This is a genomic window from Duganella sp. 1224, from assembly GCF_013408245.1.
In the GTDB taxonomy this organism is placed as follows: Bacteria; Pseudomonadota; Gammaproteobacteria; order Burkholderiales; family Burkholderiaceae_D; genus Rugamonas.
On the sequence record NZ_JACBYS010000002.1, the window covers coordinates 539994 to 561183 of the forward strand.

At 62.2% G+C, this 21190-nt stretch carries 14 protein-coding genes; 8 read left to right on the plus strand and 6 right to left on the minus strand.

Annotated elements, in window-relative coordinates; genetic code table 11:
- Nucleotides 1-39 precede the first annotated feature (39 nt).
- Nucleotides 40-723, plus strand: a complete 684-nt coding sequence (locus tag FHW58_RS14450) for a transposase (RefSeq protein ID WP_179673830.1) — start codon at nt 40-42, stop codon at nt 721-723.
- Here the strand turns inward: FHW58_RS14450 and FHW58_RS14455 are convergent.
- Nucleotides 676-2724, minus strand: coding sequence for an acyltransferase (locus tag FHW58_RS14455; RefSeq protein ID WP_179673831.1), 2049 nt, complete (start codon nt 2722-2724; stop codon nt 676-678). The genes FHW58_RS14450 and FHW58_RS14455 overlap by 48 nt on opposite strands.
- Nucleotides 2725-2888: 164 nt before the next feature.
- Between FHW58_RS14455 and FHW58_RS14460 the strand changes: the two genes are divergently transcribed.
- Nucleotides 2889-3983, plus strand: coding sequence for an acyltransferase (locus FHW58_RS14460; protein ID WP_179673832.1), 1095 nt, complete (start codon nt 2889-2891; stop codon nt 3981-3983).
- 62 nt (nt 3984-4045) lie between these two features.
- On the opposite strand, the gene FHW58_RS14465 is transcribed toward FHW58_RS14460, so the two are convergent.
- From FHW58_RS14465 to FHW58_RS14485, 5 genes are all read right to left on the minus strand, one after another.
- The gene (locus FHW58_RS14465) at nt 4046-5410 is read right to left on the minus strand and encodes a TolC family outer membrane protein (RefSeq protein ID WP_373996678.1); all 1365 of its coding nucleotides are present in this window, start codon (nt 5408-5410) and stop codon (nt 4046-4048) included.
- Between the two features lies 1 nt (nt 5411).
- Entirely contained in the window at nt 5412-6773 is a 1362-nt protein-coding gene (locus FHW58_RS14470) for an HlyD family type I secretion periplasmic adaptor subunit (protein WP_179673833.1), read from the minus strand.
- A gap of 2 nt (nt 6774-6775) precedes the next feature.
- Nucleotides 6776-8599 (minus strand): type I secretion system permease/ATPase, encoded by a 1824-nt coding sequence (locus tag FHW58_RS14475; RefSeq protein ID WP_179673834.1) that lies wholly within the window; start codon nt 8597-8599, stop codon nt 6776-6778.
- Nucleotides 8600-8833: 234 nt separating this feature from the next.
- On the minus strand, nt 8834-11851 hold the full coding sequence (locus FHW58_RS14480) for a DUF4214 domain-containing protein (RefSeq protein ID WP_179673835.1): 3018 nt from the start codon (nt 11849-11851) through the stop codon (nt 8834-8836).
- A 353-nt stretch (nt 11852-12204) separates the two neighbouring features.
- Entirely contained in the window at nt 12205-13563 is a 1359-nt protein-coding gene (locus tag FHW58_RS14485) for a FecR domain-containing protein (RefSeq protein ID WP_179673836.1), read from the minus strand.
- A gap of 247 nt (nt 13564-13810) precedes the next feature.
- On the opposite strand from FHW58_RS14485, the gene FHW58_RS14490 reads away from it, so the two are divergent.
- The 6 genes from FHW58_RS14490 (at nt 13811) to FHW58_RS14515 (ending at nt 21181) form a co-directional block, all read left to right on the plus strand.
- Nucleotides 13811-15673: a CHASE2 domain-containing protein gene (locus FHW58_RS14490; RefSeq protein WP_179673837.1), complete on the plus strand. Its 1863-nt coding sequence runs from the start codon at nt 13811-13813 to the stop codon at nt 15671-15673.
- Nucleotides 15670-16881, plus strand: coding sequence for a tetratricopeptide repeat protein (locus tag FHW58_RS14495; protein ID WP_179673838.1), 1212 nt, complete (start codon nt 15670-15672; stop codon nt 16879-16881). The genes FHW58_RS14490 and FHW58_RS14495 overlap by 4 nt, the downstream gene beginning before the upstream one ends.
- A gap of 102 nt (nt 16882-16983) precedes the next feature.
- Nucleotides 16984-17733 (plus strand): Crp/Fnr family transcriptional regulator, encoded by a 750-nt coding sequence (locus FHW58_RS14500; RefSeq protein ID WP_179673839.1) that lies wholly within the window; start codon nt 16984-16986, stop codon nt 17731-17733.
- A 126-nt stretch (nt 17734-17859) separates the two neighbouring features.
- Nucleotides 17860-18660 (plus strand): ABC transporter permease, encoded by an 801-nt coding sequence (locus FHW58_RS14505; protein WP_179673840.1) that lies wholly within the window; start codon nt 17860-17862, stop codon nt 18658-18660.
- Nucleotides 18657-19892: an ABC transporter ATP-binding protein gene (locus tag FHW58_RS14510; protein WP_179673841.1), complete on the plus strand. Its 1236-nt coding sequence runs from the start codon at nt 18657-18659 to the stop codon at nt 19890-19892. Before FHW58_RS14505 ends, FHW58_RS14510 begins: the two co-directional genes overlap by 4 nt.
- Nucleotides 19889-21181: an FkbM family methyltransferase gene (locus FHW58_RS14515; RefSeq protein ID WP_179673842.1), complete on the plus strand. Its 1293-nt coding sequence runs from the start codon at nt 19889-19891 to the stop codon at nt 21179-21181. Before FHW58_RS14510 ends, FHW58_RS14515 begins: the two co-directional genes overlap by 4 nt.
- Nucleotides 21182-21190 lie beyond the last annotated feature (9 nt).

A 21190-nucleotide genomic window follows, 5' to 3' on the forward strand; every position in this document is an offset into this window, starting at 1 on the left:
TAGTCTACAGTCGCTCATCCATTAGACCAAGTGCAAACTATGCCCCGCCGCGCCCGCCTGATATTGCCTGGTGCCCCGCTTCATATCATCCAGAGGGGCAATAACCGCCAAGCGTGCTTTTTCCAGGAGCGGGATCGCAGGCGCTATCTGGACTGGCTAACCGAGTATGCCGACGCCAGCGGCTGCGATGTCCATGCCTATGTGTTGATGAGCAACCATGTCCACCTGCTGCTCACGCCCGCGTTCACACGCTCCGCCGGCGATTTGATGAAGGCTGTCGGCCAGCGCTACACGCAGTATGTGAATCGCAACTATGGCCGCACCGGTTCGCTGTGGGAGGGACGCTTCCGATCCTGCATCATCCAGGACCGCCATTATCTGTTGAACTGCTACCGCTATATCGAACTCAACCCGGTACGCGCCCAGATGACCACGCATCCAGCCGCCTATCCCTGGTCCAGCCATCGCAACAACGCTTACGGCGCCCACAGCGAGCTGTTGCGGCCCCACCCCTTATACCTGGCCTTGGGCGAGGACCAGCCCGCTCGCCAGAGCGCCTATCAATGCCTGTTTCAGCATGAGCTGGCATCGGACGTTATCGACAGCTTCCGCCGCTCCACCAACGGCAACTTCGTCTTGGGCGATACCGATTTTTCGCTCGGGGTGGAAGAAGCGCTAATGCAACGTGCTAGCCCCGGGCGAGCCGGCAGGCCAAGAATTTGAAAATCGTGGTCTGTCCCCAACGAATTTTTGCAGGGCGTGGTCTTGCTGGAAGACGCTGGGCAGGTGGCGAATAAGAAAGGCGGAGGTGAGGTGATTCCAATCCGTTATGAACGGCACACCATCGGCACTCGTTGGGCACGTCAGGTTTTGCGCCGGACAGATGATCCGGCCAAAATCAACATAGGAAAATTTGATGTCTTTGGGGTACAACGGCTCCGACTCGATGCTCTTGCCCGCTACCGGGTAGGTCGCGTACTGCAGGCATACCTCCGCGCCCTTTTTCGCCTTGACCATCAGCTTTTCACACGACGGAAAATCCTTGGGGTTGAGCTGGAAGTAATTCCCAAAAATGAACACTTCCATTTTCGGATTTTTGTTCGTCAACAATTTGATCAGATCAAATCGGAAGGTGTTGGCGCCGTACTCAAAGGGCCTGTGGCTGACGAGCATGAGTGCCGTCGCATTGTTGACGACAGCAGGATCGTTCAGCAACGTTTCGAACGCGCTGCAATTTTTATCGTGCTTCTCGGCGGTGGATTTTGCGACTATGCGGCCGCCATCCAGGCTGACAGCGCAGCCCAGGTACGATACGTTGACCAGGTTGTACCGGGTCAGATCAATGGTATGGCTCAATCCCACGCCCCAGTTGGTCACATAGGAGTCCCCCATGACCAACACCACCGGCTTGTTGATGTCGGGACTGCCGTAGAAATTGCGGAAACTGTCACCCAGGCTTAACTCGTAAGCCCGGGCCGCAGCCGGGAACAAGTTATTGACCCGCTTCTGAATTGGCCGAAAATACAATCCACCGCGCGCATAGGTGCTGTAGCCAACCGCTGCCACTACCGCCATCAGCACAATCAGCACCACAAGCTTCACTTTGCCATTGCCACCAAAACGCATGGGACGCTCAACCAGCCAGTACGTCAGCCACGCGAGTACGACAGCGACCACCACGGCGGCAATCCGCATGTCACGGCTCGGCGCGTCGACCTCCACCATTCGGAGAAACGACAGCAAAGGCCAATGCCACAGGTAGAGTGGAAAGCTGATCAAGCCAAACCAGACAGCGATCTTGTGCGACAAGATGGCGCGGTTGATCCAGGCGTTGGCGCCCGCCAGAATCATCAGCACCGCGCCCGCGACCGGTATGACAGCCCATACGCCCGGAAAATCCGACTCTTTATTGATCTGCCAAAATCCGTAGCCTAGAAGCAGCGCCCCTGCAAATGAAACGACATTGGCCAGCGCCTGTCCGTCCGCCGCTTTAGCGTCCCGGTAAATGACCCGGCCAAGAACACCGTCTATCCGGGTGACGATATTTGTATAGCGTCCCTTTTGGTAGACCGCATACCAGGCCAGCAGACTGCCACTCAACAGCTCCCAGAATCGCGTTTGCGGAGAATAAAAGGTGGCCGTCGCATCCGGCTTCACGCCTTCGATATTCAGATAAAACGACACGCTGGCAACCAGGATGGTGATCGTCAGCAGATTAAATTTGCGCTTCCAGGCAAGCCACAACAGCAGCGGCCACACCACATAAAATTGTTCTTCAATACCCAAGCTCCACAAGTGCAGCAGCGGCTTGGTTTCAGAAGTATTGTCGAAGTAACCGGCTTCATTCCAGAGGACGAAATTTGACACGAAGCCCGCACCGGCCGCCATGTGCTTGCCCAACTGCTTGAATTCGTCCGCCAGCAAGGTCTGCCACCCCAAAACAAAACAGGCGACAAGCACGACGATGAGCGCCGGGAAGATCCGCTTGATGCGACGGGCATAGAATTCGGCAAAGCTGAACGTGCCCCGATCCAGATTCTCAAAAATGATCGTCGATATCAGATAGCCCGAAATCACAAAGAAAATATCGACGCCAATAAAGCCGCCTTGTATCCTCACCGGAAAGGCGTGAAAAGCCACGACCGCCAGAACAGCAATGGCGCGTAATCCGTCAATGTCGGGACGGTATTTGGGATGGGATAGATGAGGGTGCTGAACTGTCATAAAGCTCTTGGAGGAAGTCGATCGTCGCTATCGCAGAGCAGGGATTATACCGTCCTCATGGCGGCAACCGTCCCGGGGGAGTGGCGACCTCCGCAAGGACCATGAGCGCGGCCATACTATAATAGCGCGCTAAGCCGACCTACCATCAACCTCGCCGCGCCACCATGCAAAAATACATCTTCGCCAATCAGTTGCGCGGCATCGCCGCCATGCTGGTGGTCATGACCCATTACTTCGGCACCTTCTTTGCCGAGCAGGATCTGCTGGCGGCGCGGACCTTCTCGCCCAATCTGCACCTGTTCAAGGGGTGGTGGGTGCACTTCTTCGAACTCGAATACCAAGGCCCGTTTGGCGTCGGACTGTTTTTCCTGATCAGCGGCTTTGTGATTCCCTTCAGCCTGCGCAAGACCAGCATGGCCGGCTTCCTGGTCAACCGCGCGCTGCGCATTTTCCCCACCTATGCCTGCTGCCTCGCGGTGGGGACGCTGGCTGTCTACCTGAGCTCGCGTTACTGGGGTCAACCGTTCAGCTACGACGCCAAGGTGCTGGCGGCCAACGCGCTGCTGGTGCATAACCTGCTCGGCTTCCCGTCGATGGACGCGGTCAACTGGACGCTGGCAATCGAGATCAAGTTCTACCTGCTGATGGCGCTCGGCGGCACCGCCGTGCTGCGCCCGTCGCCCACGTGGCTGATCGCCTTCGTGGCGGCGGCGCTGGCGCTGACCTGGAACGGCGAGCACGGCATCGGTATCGCCACACCGCTGCTGATGGAACTGAACTTCATCGTCTTCATGCTGACCGGCTGCGTGTTCTACCAGCACGCCGCCCAGCTGATCTCGACCCGCGCGCTGGTGGTGCGCGCGCTGCTGATCGTGGCCGCCTTCAGCGGCACGTGGTCGATGGGGCCGCAAAAAGGCATGTTCCCCGGCGTGACCGTCTGGTACTACTGCGCCTTCATCGTGTTTGCGGTGTGCTATGCGCTGCGTGACCGCTTCCGTCCGGTGCGGGTGCTGGACTTCCTGGCCGCCATCAGCTATCCGCTGTACTGCGTGCACGCGCTGTTCGGCTACTGTGCGCTGAAGATCCTGATTGATTTGGGCTGCCGCTACGGCGTGGCGATGCTGATCACCCTGCCCTGCACTTTCGCGCTGGCCTACCTCGTGCATCGCACGGTGGAAAGCGCGACCATCACGCTGGGCCACCGCTGGGCGGCGGCGCTGTCGCGTCACAAACGGCCGGTGATGCCGGCTGCGGTATAAGCTCCTCCCCCCCCAAAAAAAAAGGCAGCCATACGGCTGCCTTGGGATCGCTGCGTCATCGCTCAGTGGAAATAGTTACCAACCTCACGTATGTCGTCCACGCTAATGACGCCCGCTGCCGCGCGCAACCGCAGCGAGGCCATCAGATAGTTATAGCGTGCCTGGGCCAGATCGCGGTATGTCGTATTCAACTGTGCCTGTGCATTCAGCAAGTCGAGATTAATACGAATACCACCTTTGATACTCTGCTGCGTCGCTTTCAACAGTAATTCGCCGGAGACGACCGCCTGATCCAGAGCACGAATGCGAGACACGCTGCTGATCACCGTCGTGTATTGCTTGCGCAAATCGAGCATCACTTTGTCGGTACGTATTTGCAGTTCGTCACGCGCCTTTTCCAGACCGGCTGCGGCCTGGCGGGTACTGGCACTTACCGCACCGCCGGAATATAAAGGAATGTTAATCTGCACACCAATAGCCCGTATGGTCTGATCCTGATTGTAGGTATTCAGCGTGTCCGAATTCGCCTTGGTATAGCTGGCGACAAAATCGACACGTGGAGTATGACCAGCGCGGTTCTTGTTCACCTCCTGTTTTGCCGCCTCGATGGCGTAAGTCTGTGCCTCGATATTGGGATTGTGTTCCAGTGCCGTCTTGACCCAGGTTTCCAGGCCGCCCTCAGGCATGGGGGCGATACGGAAATTAGGCGCTAACGCGTCGATCTCAAAGTCCTGTTGACCAATGATTGTTCCTAGCGTGGCGCGCAACACTTGCAAATTATCTTGGGCTTCCAACAACTGGGCTTCCGCCAGATCAAGCTTAGACTGGGTTTCCAGCATATCGGTGCGGGTACCCTCGCCTTTTTCGAACATGCGGTCATTGACCTTTTTTTGCTCGGCATAGGCGTCACGCTGGGCGGCCGCAAGGCGAACCTGCTCCGCAGCGAACAACACGTCGACGTAAGCGCTGCTGACCCGCAGCATGGTGTCCTGCAACTGCGCGGTATAGGTCGAATCACTATAGTCGGTTTGCGCTTTCCCCTGTTTGTAGCGCGCCCATGCATCCAGGCTGAATACAGGTTGACGCAGCGTCACGCTGCGTGAGCGGCTGTAATATTCAGGGTGGTCGGCAAAACCCTGCCCAGCGGAATTATAGGTAACCTGATCCGCGCGGTTCTTGCTGGCCGCATAATTGGCAGATATGTTCGGCAACAAGTTGGAACGACCCAGCACCGCATATTCCTTGCCCCCTTGCGCGTCGTGCAGCGCACTGCGGTAGGTCGGATCATTGTTCAGCGCAGCCTCGTAAGCCTGCATCAGGCTGATAGCAGAAGCGTGGCCACTGACTAGCAGTGCGCCAGCGGCCGCCATGGCACCAACCACACCGCGTAAGGCGGGCAGCCGGGAAATTGCTCGCTTAATCTTCACGTCAATCCTCCACCATCGCCGACTTGGCGCGGTCGAATACAGGCTTCAGCAGATAGCTAGCCATCGTGCGCTCCCCGGTCTTGACGAACATTTCCACTGGCATACCGGAACGAATATTGAGGTTCTTGGCAGCGATCAGCTTCTGGCCCTCCTTGGTTACACGGGCACGGACCTTGTAGTAAGGCTGGCCGGTGTGTTCGTCCACGGTGCGGTCGGCAGATACCTGGATCAGTTCACCCGGAATATGCGGCGTGCGGTTGGAATTAAAGGCGGAGAACAACAGTTCCACTTCCAGCCCGGTATGAACACGGTCAATCAAATTCACCGGCAACTGGCCTTCCACCACCAGCGCATCGTCGCTCGGTACGATATCCATCATTCGCATGCCAGGCCCCACCACGCCGCCCTTGGTGAATACCGCCAGGTTAACGACGGTCCCGTCCACCGGTGCCTTGACTTCGGTGGCCGCCAGCTCATAGTCCTGTCCTTGCAGACGACTATCCAACGAGTCGGCTTCGCGTTGTACATCGGACAGCTGAGTTCGTACTTCTTTCTGGTAATCAGAGGCGCGCTGTTGACGACGGAGTGTGGTTTCAGCGATCTGACGCTGAATGCGGCCGATGTTGCCATCGTCCTCCGAGATTGATCCGTTCAGCTGCACAAACAAGCGCTCGACTTCCTGCATCCGGCTACGCGCCACATAACCGTCCTTCGCCAAATCCCGCATATTGTCGAGCTGATCTTTAACAATGGCGTTCTGGCTTTGCTTGCTGGCGCGGGAATCTTTGAGGCCGGCAAGTTGCGATTTAAGGCCGGCGATATTCTCGTCGTACGCTTGCAACTCGCTGCTGAGCGAGGTACGGCGCGAGTTGAACAATTGCGTTTGCAGTTCCATGGCTTCCGCGACACGCGGATCCGACTTTTCTTTTAGCAGGACGTCAGGAAACGTCAGCTTGGTCAGGCCATCACGCTCGGCCAGCAGACGAGCTTCGCTCGCACGGGCCACGATGAATTGCGCACGCGAGGTTTCTGCCTGCGCTTTGGCAATGGTCGGATTGAGGCGCACCAGCACTTGACCAGCTTTCACCACATCACCATCCTTGACCAGGATGTCCTGAATCGTGCCGCCAGTCTGATGCTGGATCGACTTGCGGCTGCCCTCTTTCGCTACCGTGCCCTGCATCGGCACGCCTTTGTCCAGCGGCGCGAGCGATGCCCACAGAATGAAACCGAGTACACCGACCAGCACAATCACCCAGCCGATACGGGCGTAGGCACTGGCATCGGTATTCACATCCATCGGTGTCACATCGTGTGCGACGACTTCGGTGGCTCCTTTGGTATTAACACTCAAATTACTCATATTTACTCCTGTTCCTTCGCGCGGGCCGTAGCGGCAGCCTGCATCTCGGCCAGTACTTGGGCTTGTGCCTGCGCCTGTGCCTGGGCTTGCGCCTGAGCCTGGGCTTGCGCCTGGGCTTGAGCTTGCTGCTGTGCCATCTTCTGGTTGGCCTCGTTCAGCGCATTGAGCACATCCTGGGTACCGCCAAACATATTGACCGTACCATCTCGTAACAACAGCAACTTGTTGGTGGCAGCAATCGCGGAGGTCCGGTGGGTAATCAACACGATCGTCTTTCCGTGCTGTCGCAGGTCATTCACGGCATTGATCAGCGCCGCCTCGCCGACATCATCCAGATTGGAATTGGGTTCATCCAACACGATCAGAGAGGGATCGCCGTACATTGCGCGTGCCAGGCCCAGACGCTGTTTCTGGCCGCCGGACAAGCCCGCGCCGCCGTCGCCCAGACGGGTGTCGTAGCCATCCGGCAGATGCAGAATCATGTCATGCACGCCGGCGCGCTTGGCGGCCTCCACCACCTTGTCCGCGTCAATCTCGCCAAACCGGGCAATGTTTTCGCTGACGGTACCACCAAACAATTCGATCTCCTGCGGCAGGTAACCAATATGCGGCCCCAGTTCGGCCTTGTTCCATTGGTAGATGTCGGCGCCGTCCAGGCGCACTTTGCCGACCGCGCTAGGCCAGACGCCCACCATCAAACGCGCTAGGGTCGACTTGCCGCAGCCGCTGGGGCCGATCACGCCCAGCACATCGCCCGGCTGAATGCCAAAGGTAATGCCTTTCAACACCGCCATATTTACGTTCGGCGGAGCGGCGGTCACACCTTCAACCGTCAGCACACCTTGCGGCTTGGGCAGTTCCATGCCGGCCGGGCGCTGAGGATTGTTGCCCAGCAGCGCCACCAAGCGCTCGTACGCACTGCGTGTATTGCTGTAGCTTTTCCAGACGCCGATTACTTGCTGCACTGGTGCCAACGCACGACCCACCAGGATCGAGGCCGCAATCATCATACCCGAGGAGATTTTGCCTTCGATAACCAGCAGCGCGCCGAAGCCCAGCACCAGCGACTGCAGCGACACCTGCACGAACTTGGTGATCGACTGGATCCAGCCAGCCTTCTCGCTGGCATCCGCCTGCAGGCGCAGGAACAAGGAATGCGTCTTGAACCAGCGGTTCAACAAGCTCGGCAGCATCCCCATGGATTCGATCACTTCGGCATTGCGCAAGTTATTCGTCGCCAGCGCGCTGGACGTAATGGCCATCATATTGGCTTCTGCCAGGGGTTTGTGGGTAACGCGCTCGTTTACAAAAGCCAGAATGATCAGCACGATCGTACCACCCAAGGCGAACAGCCCCAGCGATGGCTCGAACAGGAAAATCACAATCAGGTAAATCGGGAACCATGGCGCATCGAAGAAGGCGAACAATGCGTTGCCCGTCAGGAATTGTCGGATGTTGGTCAGGTCCTGCAGCGCTTGGCCGGCATTGCCGCCAACACGCTTCAAGTTCTGCTCAAATGCAGCAGTGTACACACGCTTGTTCAATTCAATATCGAAACGGGCGCCGATGCGCACCAAGACGAAACTACGCACGAGTTCCAACCCGCTCATCAGCAAATACGCGCCCAACATGATGATGGTGAGCATGACCAGCGTCAACTCGTTGCGACTGGCCAGCACCCGGTCATATACCTGCAGCATATACAACGAGGGCACCAGCATCAGCAGATTGGTGATGGCGCTGAATACGCCCACGGTCACAAAGGTCTTTTTAAAAGATGAAAGGACCTGAATGATCTCGTTTTTGGGTTCTAGAAGTTTTTTCATGGAAGGCGTCACAAGGCAGGTTGAACGCGGGCCGCTCTGGCAGGCCGCTACTCGTCACTTACGAGAATTGACAGGATGCAGCATTATCGCTCAAAAGCATTACAAAATGTGATCTGTGTCACATTTTTTACACTTGCATCGTGTGGCAGGGTCACAAAATAAAAAATCCCGCCCCAAAGGGCGGGATTCGAAGACCTCAGACAGGAGGTTGCCCTCCCGTCATCAGACCGTTAATTAAACAACGGTCAGGGCGCCAGCCGTGGTCAGGGTCGAGTTGCTCAGATCGTGGATACCGGTCAACTTGATCAGCAGGTCACTGCCGGCGGTGAAGGTACCAGCAGCGGCGTTATCCTGAACAACGTAGGTGTCGCCGTTGAATTGGAACCAGGTCACAGCGTGGCCAGCGTTACCAGCAGTAGCGGCATTCAGCAGCGAGAAGATGTCGCCGAATGGGCTGGTGATGGCAGCGCCCAGTTTCGCGCCGCTCACCCATGCAACGCCGTTGATGTCGTTGGTCACAGCAGCGAACTTGACGGTATCGCCAGCAGCCAGGTCCTTGATGGTCGAGAACACGGTTGCGGTGCTGGTTGCAGCCGAAGCGTCAACCACGTCTTTGCCGCCACCCAGGGTAACGGTGTTTGCCAAGCTGCTCAGCTTGACGGTGTCAACACCCGAACCGCCCAGGTAGGTAACAGCGGCAGCGGCAGCCGACAGGTCCACTTTCACGCCGCCGGTTGCAGCCGAAGCGTCAACCTTGGTCACAGCGGTCAGGGTCGAACCGGTCAGGTCCAGAGCCACGTTGCCGGTAGCAACAACGGTGGTAGCAGCCGCAGCGTTCACTGCTACGGTGTTGACGTCAGCAGCGATCTTGGCAGCGGTGGTGTCACCGGTGGTCGAGTTCACGTTGACGGTTTCCACGTTCGCAGCAACCACGGTGCCGAAGGCGTTCGCTGCGCCAGCAGCGGTAGCGTTCAGCTTCACGGTCAGCACGTCTGCGGTGTTCGACGAGGCGTTGTTCACAGCAACGATGATGTTACCTGCGCCGGTGGCAGCGCCGTTGAATTCGACGGTACCGTTCGAATCCAGCGAAGCGATGGTCAGGTCTTTACCAGCAGCAGCGGTGGTGATGTTGCCCAGGATATCGATGTACGACTTGGTGCCGAAGTTCACCAGGTTGATGGTGCCAGCGGTGGTCGAGGTGTCGATAGCGCCGCTCACAGCCAGCTTGCTGAAGTTCACCAGTTCGGTGTGCGCGTCGGTGTTGCTGCTTGCCAGGGCGTAGGTGGTCTGCACGGTGTTGGTGCCAGTGCCGCCATCGATGGTCACGCCGTTGGTGGTAGCCAGGGATTGCAGGATGATGGTGTCATCGCCGGCGCCCAGGGTCACAGCCTTCAGAGGAGCAGCTGCGGTCAGGGTAACCACGTCCACGCCAGCGCCGCCTTTGTAGGTGGCTTTGGTTGCGTCCACGATCACGGTGTTTTTGCCGGTCGAAGCCGAGGCGTCAACGCTGGTGACGTTCGCGCCGCTGAAGTCACCTTTCACGCCAGCTGCGCCGGACACGGTAACGGTTTTCAGGGCGGTCAGGGTCGAGCCGCTCATGTCAACGGCGTTGGTGCCCGAGATTGCCAGGGTCTGAACGATCGCGCCGGTCACTGCCAGAGCGGAGTCTTTGGTTGCGGTGGTAACGTTCAGGGTCTTGTAAACCTGGTTAGCGGCGTTAGCGCTGTTTTCCAGATCCAGGGTACCAGCCGCGTTGTTCACGGTCAGGTTCAGGGTGGTTGGAGCAGCAACAGCGGCGGCGGCGTTAGCGATCACGGAGATCGTAGCGGCGGCGTCCGAGTTAGCCAGGGTCAGCGACGTCAGAGCGTTCGACTGAACCGACGAACCAGTCTTGTAGCCGTCAACGGTGGCGGTGGTGATGGTGCCAGCGGTGGTAGCCGAATTGAAGTTTGCGTCCTTGATGGTCACAACGCCGGTAGCGATCGAGCCAACGGTGCTGGTGGCAGCAGCCGAAGCGGTTTGCTTAACCGAAACGGTGGTGGTGATGCCGGTGCCGTTGACGTTGATTGCGCCGCCAGCCACGGTCTTGGTGGTGTCAGCGGTCGAACCGGTCAGGTTTTCGGTCACGGTCACGGTTTTGCCACCGTTCACGGTCACGGTACCAACCGAGGCGTTAGCCGCACCAGCGGTAGCTGCAGCGGTCACAACTACGTCGCCGGTCACGCCACCAACGGTGATGGTGCCAGCAACAACTTTGGAAGCCGACACGTTAGCCGACGAGCCACCCGAGATAACGATCGCGCCGCCAGCCAGAGCCGAGTCAGTTTCAGCAACTGCGGTGGTGGTAGCAGCGGTCAGGGTCGCGCCGCCAGTCGATACCACGTTGGCGTTGGTCAGGCCGGTCCAGCCCGAAACGTCAGCGGTCACGGTGTTGCTTGCCGAGGTGATGTTGGCGATTTCGATGTTTTGCACTTTGGCCGATGGGGCCACGGTGAAGCTACCGCCAGTGCTGGTGTCGATGATGTTCAGGGTGTCGATACCAGCGCCGCCGTCCAGGCTGTCCAGTGCCGAGAAGGCTTGTACGCCGCCGGTCAGGGTGCTGGCGTTGAAGGTGTCGTTACCAGCGCCGCCAACGAAGGCCGAACCGGTGTCCACGCCTGCGGTCAGGGTGATGGTCAGTGGGTTGTTGACGGTGTTGTCGTGAGCAGCGGTCGCAGCGGTCGACACGGCTTGCAGCGCGGCGTCGGTGGTCGCGGTTGCCAGGTTGGTCGGGTTGGTCACGGTAGCCAGCCACTGTTTTACCACGGCGTTGGCAGCAGCGCCGTCGTAGCCACGGATTTCAGCGGCGGTGTTCAGCGAGGTGGTGAAGGCGGTAGCAGCCGACACTTTGCTGGTGATGGCGGTCAGGTCGTTGTTGGTGCCGTCGTCTTGCGCGTTTTTAGCGATGGTCAGAACGATCGAAGCGAAGGTGTCTTGACCAGCTTGCAGGCGGCTTGCCCAGAACAGCAGGCCTGCTGGCTCGGCGTGACGACCGAACAGGTTCATGTAGATCGAGTCAACCAGGTCCAGCGGGGTCTTGCCAGCGTAGGTGGCTTTGTATTCGTCGGAACCCGAGAAACCGTTGGCGATGGTCTGGATCGACGCACCGCTGTTGAGCCACAGCTGCAGGCCCAGCGGATCTGCTGGACGATTGAAGTACGCTACGTACAGGGTTTGGATATCAGTAGCGGTAGCGGCGGTAGTGGTAGCCATTCAGTAAACTCCTAAGGATTAATAAATTTCTGCGCTATACAGCAATCAGCTTGCAGTACTACGGCAGCCATCATGGCAGAAGGTTGCGTAGTTTTTTGTGACGGACGTCACACGAAACTGCGAAACCTCCCTTTTTTTACGATTTTTTGTATAAAAAAGTGCGAGATGCATTATGCGAGAAGCTTATGGCGAAATCAATAGTGCTGACTGCTTAATGTTTACGCAGCGATCACAATCACACGACAAGTTAATAAGGGGTTTTAGCATATTAAAAAATAGAATATCGGCGCGCACGAATCATAGGGACAAAAAAAATGCCGCTTAACGCGGCATTTGTTAATTCAGCGACTAGTTTACTTGGTCCAGTAGGTCACGCCATTGGCGGTGCGCTTATCGTCCAACCGTGTGGAGAATATATAGGCCGCATTATTGTTGGCGCCCAGCGAACCACTAACATTCATATTGGTCGGCTTAACGAATTGGCTGTTACCACTGAGATCGCCATTGGCGCCAACGAAACCCGTGGCTTGCAATTTAAATGTTTCAGTGCCAGTCAGTAAATCGAAACCGGTGCTGAAAGTTTTCTTATCGAAGTCCACCTGCAACTGGCCGTTTTGCAGCGCGGCGGCACTCGCCAACTGGGTGACATTGTTCATCACAAACGCCTCGCTGTCGCGCAGGACGAAGCCAACCGAACCCTGTTGCGGAATTTCCCAATCGGCGCCCTTGGTGCGGACAATGGTGTAGTACGAGTTGTATGCCACGCGCTTGCCACCGGCCGCCAGCAGCGGCGTGGCGTCGATGGTCGGCGCCTGGTCGGCCACTGCGGCCCAACGGCCCCACACCAGCTCGCTCGCGGCAGGCACCACGGCTGGCGGGTTGACCACCACTTCCGGCGGCGTGACGGTGATCGGCGGCGCATCATTCTTGCCGACATTGCGCACCTGCTGCAGCAACAGCGCCGACTTTTGCACGTCCAGCGCAGGCTCGTTCAGCGCCTGACCGCCACCGGCGCTCTTGGCGGACGGCTCATCGCTGCGCGGCGGCGACACGGCGTCCGGCGACGAGCTGTTGCTGTTCAACAACTGGGGCGCCGCCTCGCCGCGCTTCACGCGCAGCATCTGGCCGCTCTGACCGGCCGCCAGTTCGCGGCTGGCCTGGTGTTCGCACGGGCCGCCGCCAGTCGGCAGGCAGTTGCCGCCAAAGCCGCTCATGACAATCGCGCCGGACAGCACGGTGACGCTGGAGCTGTCCTGGTCGGTAAATACGGTGAAGTCGGTGCCGCGCACACCGATGGCGGCCACCGGCGTGTTGAAGCGGAAATTCTGGCGCGCTTGCTTGACGGCGGTGCCCGAGACGCTGCGCGCCACGCCCGACAGCAGTTCCAGCTTGACGCGCGTGTTGGACGGCACGGCGCGGTCCACGTGGTAGGAAACGATGCGTGCGCGGCTGGACGGGCGCAGGATCAGCAGGCCATCATCCACGGTTTTCAGATAGACAAAGCCATCCTTGCCGGTGCTCAGCTCCTGGCCTTCCTGGACGGCGTCGTTCAGCGCCACCCGGCGGTTATCGGCTTGCACCTCGCCGGTGACGAACACGATGCGGCCGGCCTCGCCCGCATGAGCGAACGCCCCGCAGGCCAGCAATGCCGCGCCCGCAGCGAGGCGGCGCCAGCTGCGCAGCGTATGATTCGGCGAAAATTGAGACCACATATCCATTACTCCTTTGGGCACCATTGTGCGGCTACTGCAAAATAATTCCTGTGATGCACGTCACATTCGCACGCAGACACTTGACTCTAGGATACACTGTAGTCTGTCGTAGCCGGACTAGCCACGCCTGTTACCCTTTTTCACTTTTTGTTACACCTCACGGCCGCGCCCTGCCCGGCCTCCGGCCCGCCCAACCACAACCTACTTTACCGCGCATGCCGTCTCTGCCTTGATGAAGTTGCCTTATTTGCCACACGTCATATCCACAGCAGCCGCGCGCCGCCTGATCGCGCTGGCGGCGCTGCTGCTGGCCGTCTGCAGTCAGTGGCCGCAGACCGGCCTGGCGTGGACCGGCGCCGACGAGTGGCTGCGCGACCAGTTCATCCGCCGCCAGGCCTCGGCCCGGACCGAGCAGCGGGTGGCGGTGATCGACATCGACGAAACCAGCCTGGCGGCGGCGGGGCCGTGGCCGTGGCCGCGCGAGCGCATCGCCACCATGATTGAGCAATTATTAGGCGAGTATGGCGCGCGCGGCGTGGCGCTCGACCTGGTGCTGCCGGAAAAAGCCGACGTCGGCGGCGACGCCCGGCTGGCGATGTTGAGCCAGCACGGTCCGCTGGTGCTGCCGCAAGCCTTTGATTACAACGGCAACACGCCGCTGCGGGTGGGCCAGCTGACCGGCGGCCAGCCGGCGCCGCGCCAGGGCGAGGCGGTGGCGGCCAGCGGCTACATCGCCAACCACGCCGGGCTGGCCCAGGCCGCCCACATCGGCAACATCGGTTTCGTGCCGGATGCCGACGGCGTCATCCGCCGGCTGCCGATGCAGACCTGGTTTGCCGGCCGCGCCTACCCGACGCTGTCGCTGGCGCTGCTCAATTGCTGTGGCGGCGGCGCAACAGCCGCCCCGCTGCGCGGCCCCACCGGCGGCATGCAGGAGGGCGACGGCCTGCGCCGCCTGCCCTACCGGCTGCAATGGGAAGCCTATAACGTCATTCCGGCCAGCATGATCCTCGACCTCAGCGCGCCGGCCGCGCTGCTGCGCGACAAGCTGGTGCTGATCGGCTCGTCCTCGCTGGGACTGGCCGACCGCGTGGCCACGCCGCTGTCGGCCTCGACCAGCGGCCTGCTGGTCCACGCCGCCGCCCTCACCGCCCAGCTGGACGCGCGCGCCGGGCTGGCGCCGGCGCCGTGGCCGGGCCGGCTGATCGCGGTGCTGTACGCCGGCGCCACCATCGCCCTGTGCAGCTGGACGCTGCGCCGCACCGCCGCGCTGGTCAACGTGGCGGTGCTGGCGGCGGCCGCCGCGCTGTGGCTGGCGCTGGCCTGGCAGATGGCGCCGCACGACGCCCTGTTCAGCCCGAGCGGCCCGCTGCTGGCCCAGCTGTTCCTGCTGGCGGTCGGCGTGCCGTTCGCCTGGCAGATGTCGCAGCGGCAGTCGCGCCGCCTGCTCGACACGCTGCGCCAGTACGTGGCCGACGCCGTCGTCGATGAATTACTGCGCAGCAATCTCTCCGACCCGCTCAAGCCCAGCCATTGCGAAGTGACCACGCTGATCGCCGACATGCAGGGCTATACCGGCCACGTGGCGGCGCTGCCGCTGGAGCAGGCGGCCGAGCTGACGCGCGCCTTCCTCGACTGCCTGACCGGCCCGGTGCTGGCGGCGCACGGCACGCTGGACAAGTTCACCGGCGACGGCCTGGTGGCGTTCTGGGGCGCGCCGCTGCCGGTGCCGGACCACGCCGACCAGGCGCTGGACGCGGCCGCCGCCATCCTGGCCGCGATGGCCAGCTTCAACGCCGCGCGCCAGCGCCAGGGCCAGGCGCCGATCCGGGTCCGCATCGGCATCGAGAGCGGGCGCGCGATGGCCGGCGATTTCGGCTCGGCGGCGCGCAGCATTTATACTGCGGTCGGCGACAGCGTCAACGTCGCCTCGCGGCTGGAGACGGCCGCGCGCGACCTGCCGCACGACGTGGTGATCGGGCCAGGCACGGCGGCGCTGTGCCGGCGCCACCCGCTGCAGCGCATCGGCGAACTGACCTTGCGCGGCAAGCAGCACCCGACTACCCTGTACACCCTGGTGGCGAGCCTGCCGCAACAAGGAGTTTTGTGAAGAAATACCTGTTAGCCCTGCTGAGCGGCATGCTGCTGGCCACAGGGGCCTCTGCGCAGCAGGCGCCGGTTGACGAAGACCTGTACCTGAGCGCCATGCAGTCGATCGCCGAGGGCCGCCGCGCCGACGCCAGCCTGATCCTGGAGCGGCTGATCGCGCGCGGCCCGCAGCACGCCGGCGAGTGGCTGGACCTGGCCATGATCCAGTGCGCGCTGGGCAACGACGCCGATGCCGAGGCATTGTTCCTGCGCATCGAGCGCGAATTCCAGCCGCCGCCGGGCATCCGCGACATCATCGCCCAGCAGCGCGCCCAGGGCTGCTACCGCTGGAAGGCGCAGGTGCTGTGGGGCCTGAACGCGGCGCGCGGCTACGACAGCAACGTCAACCAGGGCGCCAGCTTCCCGATCTTTACCGATAGCAACGGCGTGCCGCTGGAGCTGCTGCCCGAGTACAAGCCGCACAGCGACCATTACAGCGTGGTGTCGGGCGACTACCTGCGCGACCTCGACGCCGATGGCGACCTCGCCTTCGCGCAGGTGCACCTGCGCCAATACGACCACCTGTCGGCGTATAACTCGGCGTCGCTGTTTGTCGGCGCCGAGCACCCGTGGCGGCTGGCGCGCTGGCAGATGCGCAGCTCTGCCCTGCTGGGGGCGCTGACGCTGGGCGGGGTGTTGTACCAGCAGCAGGCGCAGCTGCAATTGCGCGCGGCGCCGCCACTGAAGCTGCCCAAGGGCTATGATTACAGTGTGCTCGGCAGCGTGACCCGCACCAGCTACAACACGCTGGCGCATTTCGACTCGACCACCCTGGAACTGCGCAACGTGCTGGGCTACCAGAACGACACCAGCCAGGCCCAGGCCGCCATCGGCTACCAGCGCGACTTCGGCAACGCCGCCCGCCCCGGCGGCGACCGCAGCGGCTGGTCGGCGCGGCTGTATGGCCGCCGCATGCTGCGCGACTCGCTGCAGGCCGAGCTGGAACTGACCGGCCAGCGCTGGCGCGGCGAGACGCCGTATTCGCCCGGCCTGATCGATGTCACGCGCAAGCAGAACAACGTGGTGCTGCGCAGCGTGCTGAGCTACGCGGTGCGGCGCGACCAGACCGTGCAGTTCGAATGGCGCCAGGTGCGCAACCGGGAGAACATCTCGCTGTTCCAGTACGATGCGCACCAGATCCAGCTGAGCTGGCGCTGGTCCAACCTGTGACAGCTGAAACAAACTGCAACAATCTGCGTCGAACGCGGCAAAATTGTGTATAAGTAATGTTTTAGGCCGGGCGGCACAGCCGCCGCGCCGTGAGTACAAGCGATGAATAAACCGACCACCACCGAACAGCTGGCCCAGCCTGCCGCCGAAGGCAACGAGGCGTCCGCACAGAATGTGCAGGTGCACCTGCGCCGCATTCCGCTGCTGGCCGGGCTGAGCGATGAGGAGGTGCAGCGCCTGAAGCCGGAGCTGCGCTTCCGCCAGTACGCCAAGCGCGACATCGTGCTGCAAAAGGGCGCGGCCGGCGACGGCCTGCTGTTCCTGCTGTCGGGCCAGCTGCAGGTGATCGACGTCACCGAGGACGGCCGCGCGATCGGCCTGCGCATGCTGGCGCCGGGCGACTTCTTCGGCGAGATCGCGGTCATCAACGGCAGCCAGCGCACCGCCTCGGTGGTGGCGATGAACTCGGTGCTGGTGGCCTTCCTGCCGGCGCCGGCCGCGCTGCACCTGTTCTCGCACTCGCCGTCGGTGGCCAACATGATGCTGCGCCACCTGGCCGAAAAGATCCAGCGCGACTCGGAATTCCGCTCATTGCTCAGCATCAACAACACCACGCGCCGCATCTACACCTATCTGGTGCAGATGAAGTCGCCGTCCGAGCAGCCGGGCGCGCCGGAGGTGGTGAAAAACCTGCCGACCCACCAGGACATCGCCAACATGATCAACACCAGCCGCGAGAGCGTGACGCGGGCGCTGACCGCGCTGGTGCAGCAGGGCATTATCCAGAAGGGCAGCCAGGGACTGGTGATTGTCGATCCGCAGGGATTGCAGAAGCTGGTCGAGGGGCCGTGATGTGCGCCTGACAACATCCTCGGCGCGTTATAATTGCGCGCTTTTTTTTCGCCGCCCGCGCGGCGTCACTTTGTCCCAACCCATGACATTACACAGCCTGTTCCACCGCCCGCCGGGAGCCCGACCATGATCGTCCTCGGCCGCCTGCAGAATCTCGCCAACTACCGCGGCTTCATCCTCGGCAGCGTGCAGCGCGAATTCCAGTCGAAATACCGCAACTCGATCCTCGGCGCCGCCTGGACCGTGCTTAATCCGCTGGCCATGATCGTGGTGTACACGGTGATCTTCTCGCAGGTGATGCACAACCGCCTGGCCGGCGCCAGCTCGGCCTTCGCCTACAGCATCTACCTGTGCGCCGGCGTGCTGACCTGGAACCTGTTCGCCGAGATCACCACCAAGGCGCAGTCGGTCTTCCTCGATAACGCCGGCCTGATCAAGAAAATCAATTTCCCGCGCCTGTGCCTGCCCATCATCGTGGTGTGCAACGCCGGCGTCAATTTCGCCATCATCTTCGGCCTGTTCACCGCCTTCCTGGTCATCTCGGGCAACTTCCCCGGCTGGGTGTTCCTGGCGGTGTTCCCGCTGCTGGCGCTGCAGGTGCTGCTGGCCATCGGCCTCGGCATGATCCTCGGCGTGCTCAACGTGTTTTTCCGCGACGTCGGCCAGTTCTTCTCGATCAGCCTGCAATTCTGGTTCTGGTTCACGCCGGTGGTCTACCCGGCCAGCGTGCTGCCGGACGAGGTGCGCCCGCTGCTGGCCTACAATCCGATGGCGCCGCTGATCCAGGGCTACCAGGACATCCTGGTGCATGGCCACCTGCCGCACTGGCGCGGCCTGCTGCCGGCCGCCGTGCTGGCCGTCATCCTGTGCCTGCTGGGCATGCAACTGTTCCGCCGCCGCGCGGGAGAAATGGTGGACGAACTGTGAACGGCAGCATTCAAGTATCGCATCTGGGCAAGGCCTACAAACGCTATCCCAGCCACCGCGCGCGCCTGCTCGAATGGCTGCTGCCCTCGAAGCCGCGGCACCAGGACATCTGGGTGCTGCAGGACATCAATTTCAGCGTCCAGCCCGGCCAGGCGCTGGGCATCATCGGCATCAACGGCGCCGGCAAGAGCACGCTGCTGAAGCTGATCACCGGCACTGCCGCGCCCACCACCGGCAGCGTGACCATGCACGGCCGCGTGGCCGCCATGCTGGAGCTGGGCATGGGCTTCCACCCGGACTTCACCGGCCGCCAGAATGCCTACATGGCCGGCCAGCTGATCGGCCTGAGCGCCGACGACGTCACCCGCCTGATGCCGGAGATCGAGGCCTTTGCCGAAATCGGCGAATACCTGGACCAGCCGGTGCGCGTGTACTCCAGCGGCATGCAGATGCGGCTGGCGTTCGCGGTGGCCACCGCCCGCCGTCCCGACGTGCTGATCGTCGACGAGGCGCTGTCGGTCGGCGACGCCTATTTCCAGCACAAGAGCTTTGAGCGCATTCGCGCCTTCCGCGCCGAGGGCACCACGCTGCTGATCGTCTCGCACGACAAGGGCGCCATCCAGTCGATCTGCGACCGCGCCATCCTGCTCGACAAGGGCCGCGTCAGCAAGGAAGGCTCGCCGGAGGAAATCATGGACCTGTACAACGCCATGCTGGCCGAGCGCGAGGGCGTGGACGTGCGCCAGGAAACGCTGGACAGCGGCAAGGTGCAGACCATCTCCGGCACCGGCGAGGCCACCGTGCAGTCGATCGCGCTGCTGAAGGCGGACGGCACGCCGGCCGAGGTGCACGGCACCGGCAGTCTGGTCGACCTGTGCATCGAGGTGGCGGTGCATGCCGACATTCCCGAGCTGACGCTGGGCTTCCGCATCAAGGACCGGTTGGGCCAGGCGGTCTTCGGCACCAACACCTTCCACAAGCTGGCGCCGCTCAACGGCATGCGCGCCGGCCAGCGCTTCCGCGCCCACTGGCGCTTCCCTCTGCTGCTGGGGCCCGGCAGCTATTCGGTGGCGACCGCGCTGCACAGCAGCGACAACCACCTCGGCCAGAACTACGAATGGCGCGACCTGGCGCTGGTGTTCGAGGTGATGAACCTCCAGCACAGCTACTTTGAAGGCACCGCCTGGCTGAACCCTGACATCGAGATCGAACACGGAGTTGCGCAACCATGAGCATGACCTGCTACGCCCACAATTGTGAAGACGTGCTGCTGATGCGCGCGCTGGGCCACATCGAACGCGGCCAGTACCTCGACACCGCCGCCGGCGACCCGCTGCACAGCAACGCCACCCAGGCGTTCTACGCGCGCGGCTGGCACGGCGTCAACCTGGAGACCGCGCCGGCGCTGCTGCGCCGCCTGCGCATCGCGCGCCCGGCCGACATCAACCTGGCGCTGGCCGCCGCCGCCGCGCCCGGCGAGCGCGCCTGGTACCAGGTCGACGCCCCCGGCGCCTCGACCTTTGACGCCGCGCTGGCGCAGCAACAGCGCGCCGCCGGCCGCGAGGTGGTCGCGCACCAGGTCGAACTGCAGACGCTGAACGCCATCTGCGAGCAGCACCTGGACGGCGCGCTGCATTTCCTGCGCCTGGTCGACAGCGCCGCCCTTGGCGGGCTGGACCTGCAACGCTGGCGGCCGTGGATCATCGTGCTGCGCGGCGACGGCGTCACGCCGCTGGACGCGCTGCAGGCGGCGCGCTACCGCCTGGCCCACGCCGACGGCTACAACCAGTTCTACGTGGCCGAGGAACAGGCGGCGCTGGCCGCCGCGCTGGCCCTGCCGCCGCACCCGGCCGACGACTTCGTGCTGGCCGAGGACCATCACTACAGCCACCCGCTGGCCGAATGGCGCCGCCGCACCGCCGAGGCGGAAGCGGCGTCGCAGGAGTCGCGCATCTGGGCCCAGGCCCACGTGCGCGAATGGCGCGAGAAATTCGAGCGGCTGGACGCCGAGCAGCAGCGCGCCAACCGCGCCGAGCAGCAACTGGCCGAGATGAGCGGCCGCGCCCACCGCGCCGAGGCGCAGCTGCCGCACCTGAACGCGCGCGCGGCCGCCGCCGATGTGGCCGAGCAGACCCTGGGCGCGGTGTACGCCAGCCTGTCGTGGCGCATCACCCGGCCGCTGCGCGAGGGCAAGCTGCGCCTGAGCCGCCTGCGCGCCTGGCTGCGCGCGCTGCCGCGGCGCGCCCGCGGCGCCGTGCTGCGCCGCGCCAAGGGCCTGGCCGGCCGCGCCATGCGCTTCGTGGTGGCGCGCCCCCAACTGTCGTTCTTCCTGCGCCGCCTGGTATCGCGCGTGCCGTTCCTGGTGCAGCCGATGCGCGCGCTGAAGATGCGCCTGCAACTGAACAACACCCACGCGGACGCCGCTGTGCCCGCGCCCGCCGACCTGGACAGCCTGCCGGAAGCGGCGCGCCAGGTCTTCGACGACCTGCGCCGCGCCCGCCGCCAGGCCCCTCATTCCTGACCGACCACT